Genomic DNA, 2065 nt, shown 5'->3' on the forward strand with positions numbered 1-2065 from the left:
GAGACCTCCCACGCCGGCCGGCTCAACATCTCCGGTCGCGGCGCGGGCGGCCCCGAGACCGCGAGCGCGGTGCTGGGCGACGTGGGGCGGCTGGAGTAGTTGGCTCCGGGTCGCGTGCGACGCCCCGTTCGGCCGGTCGTCCGCGTTCCCGACTGTCGCCGTGCGGCTCTGTGCCGTGCGCCGCGTTGTCGAGAATCGCCGGACGGCGGGGAGATAGTCTGTGGTCCGTATCGAAACCGTTTTAGTGGAATCAACCGAAACTTACTCACAGAGCGCCTTAGCGCGTGATTACCCCATGAGTGACAAACCGCACCAGAATCTGGCCATCATCGGCCACGTCGACCACGGCAAGAGTACGCTCGTGGGTCGCCTCCTCTTCGAGACGGGGAGCGTCCCCGAGCACGTAATCGAGCAGCACCGCGAGGAAGCCGAAGAGAAGGGCAAGGGCGGCTTCGAGTTCGCCTACGTGATGGACAACCTCGCCGAGGAGCGCGAGCGCGGCGTCACGATCGACATCGCCCATCAGGAGTTCGACACGGACAAGTACTACTTCACCATCGTCGACTGTCCGGGCCACCGTGACTTCGTGAAGAACATGATCACGGGTGCCTCGCAGGCCGACAACGCGGTGCTCGTCGTCGCGGCCGACGACGGCGTCGCGCCCCAGACCCGAGAGCACGTCTTCCTCGCCCGCACGCTGGGCATCGACGAGCTCATCATCGGCGTCAACAAGATGGATCTCGTCGACCACGACGAGTCCAAGTTCAACGAAGTCGTCGAGGAGGTCAAGGAGCTCCTCAAGCAGGTCCGCTTCCAGACGGACAACGCGAAGTTCATCCCGATCTCCGCGTTCGACGGCGACAACGTCGCCGAGGAGTCCGAGAACACGCCCTGGTACGACGGGCCGACCCTGCTGGAGGCCCTCAACGACCTGCCCGAGACGGAGCCGCCGACGGACGCGCCGCTTCGACTCCCCATTCAGGACGTTTACACCATCTCCGGTATCGGGACCGTCCCCGTGGGACGCGTCGAGACCGGCATCCTCAACACCGGCGACAACGTCTCCTTCCAGCCGTCCGACGTGGGCGGCGAGGTGAAGACAGTCGAGATGCACCACGAGGAGGTGCCCAAGGCCGAGCCGGGCGACAACGTCGGGTTCAACGTCCGCGGCATCGGTAAGGACGACATCCGCCGCGGCGACGTCTGTGGTCCGGCCGACGACCCGCCGAGCGTCGCCGAGACGTTCAAGGCGCAGGTCGTCGTCATGCAGCACCCGTCGGTCATCACGGCCGGCTACACTCCGGTCTTCCACGCCCACACGGCGCAGGTCGCCTGTACGATCGAGTCCATCGATCAGAAGATCGACCCCTCGTCCGGTGAGGTCGCCGAGGAGAACCCGGACTTCATCAAGTCCGGCGACGCCGCGGTCGTCACCGTGCGCCCGCAAAAGCCGCTCAGCATCGAGCCGTCCGGCGAGATTCCGGAACTCGGCAGCTTCGCCATCCGCGACATGGGCCAGACCATCGCGGCCGGCAAGGTGCTGGAAGTCAACGAGCGATAATCGATGCAGCAGGCACGCGTCCGCCTCGCCGGCACGAGCCCCGAGGACCTCGACGACATCTGCGACGACGTCCGCGAGATCGCGGACTCGACGGGGGTCGCCCTGTCGGGCCCGATCCCGCTGCCGACGAAGACGCTCGAGATCCCGTCGCGAAAGTCCCCGGACGGTGAGGGGACGGCGACGTGGGAGCACTGGGAGATGCGCGTCCACAAGCGTCTGATCGACATCGACGCCGACGAACGCGCGCTCCGCCAGCTCATGCGCGTCCAAGTGCCGAACGACGTCAGCATCGAGATCGTTCTCGAAGACTGAGCGCTAGGGCGTTTCTCTTTCACCCCTTTCGTTTTTTCACGTGCCGAGCAGCGACGCGACTCGTAAACGACTCACCGCGCGTCGAGGAGTCCGACGCGACCGGCGGCGAGCCCGCAGAACGCGCCGGTCGCGTGTGCGATCAGCGCGACGCCCGGTGCGGCCGTCGTCGCGGTGAGGGCGAGGGCGACGAGC

2 protein-coding genes and 2 pseudogenes are annotated in these 2065 nt (G+C 66.5%); 3 read left to right on the forward strand and 1 reads right to left on the reverse strand.

What is annotated here, in order from left to right; translation table 11 throughout:
- The 3 genes and pseudogenes from BN903_RS16645 to rpsJ form a co-directional block, all read left to right on the forward strand.
- Nucleotides 1-99: pseudogene (locus BN903_RS16645) on the forward strand (homoserine dehydrogenase); the annotation flags it as partial.
- Nucleotides 100-295: 196 nt separating this feature from the next.
- Complete coding sequence (gene tuf / locus BN903_RS07670) at nucleotides 296-1561, forward strand: translation elongation factor EF-1 subunit alpha (protein WP_048077178.1); 1266 nt, start codon at nucleotides 296-298, stop codon at nucleotides 1559-1561.
- 3 nt (nucleotides 1562-1564) lie between these two features.
- Nucleotides 1565-1873, forward strand: coding sequence for a 30S ribosomal protein S10 (gene rpsJ, locus BN903_RS07675; RefSeq protein ID WP_004048854.1), 309 nt, complete (start codon nucleotides 1565-1567; stop codon nucleotides 1871-1873).
- Nucleotides 1874-1944: 71 nt separating this feature from the next.
- Here rpsJ and BN903_RS15790 read toward each other — a convergent pair.
- Nucleotides 1945-2065, reverse strand: a pseudogene (locus BN903_RS15790) (rhomboid family intramembrane serine protease); the annotation flags it as partial.

The sequence above is a fragment of the Halorubrum sp. AJ67 genome, from assembly GCF_000513435.1.

Bases quoted from the DNA above. Each gene is read 5' to 3' on its own strand.
- tuf (WP_048077178.1), top strand. From the start codon at position 296: ATGAGTGACAAACCGCACCAGAATCTGGCCATCATCGGCCACGTCGAC.
- rpsJ (WP_004048854.1), top strand. From the start codon at position 1,565: ATGCAGCAGGCACGCGTCCGCCTCGCCGGCACGAGCCCCGAGGACCTC.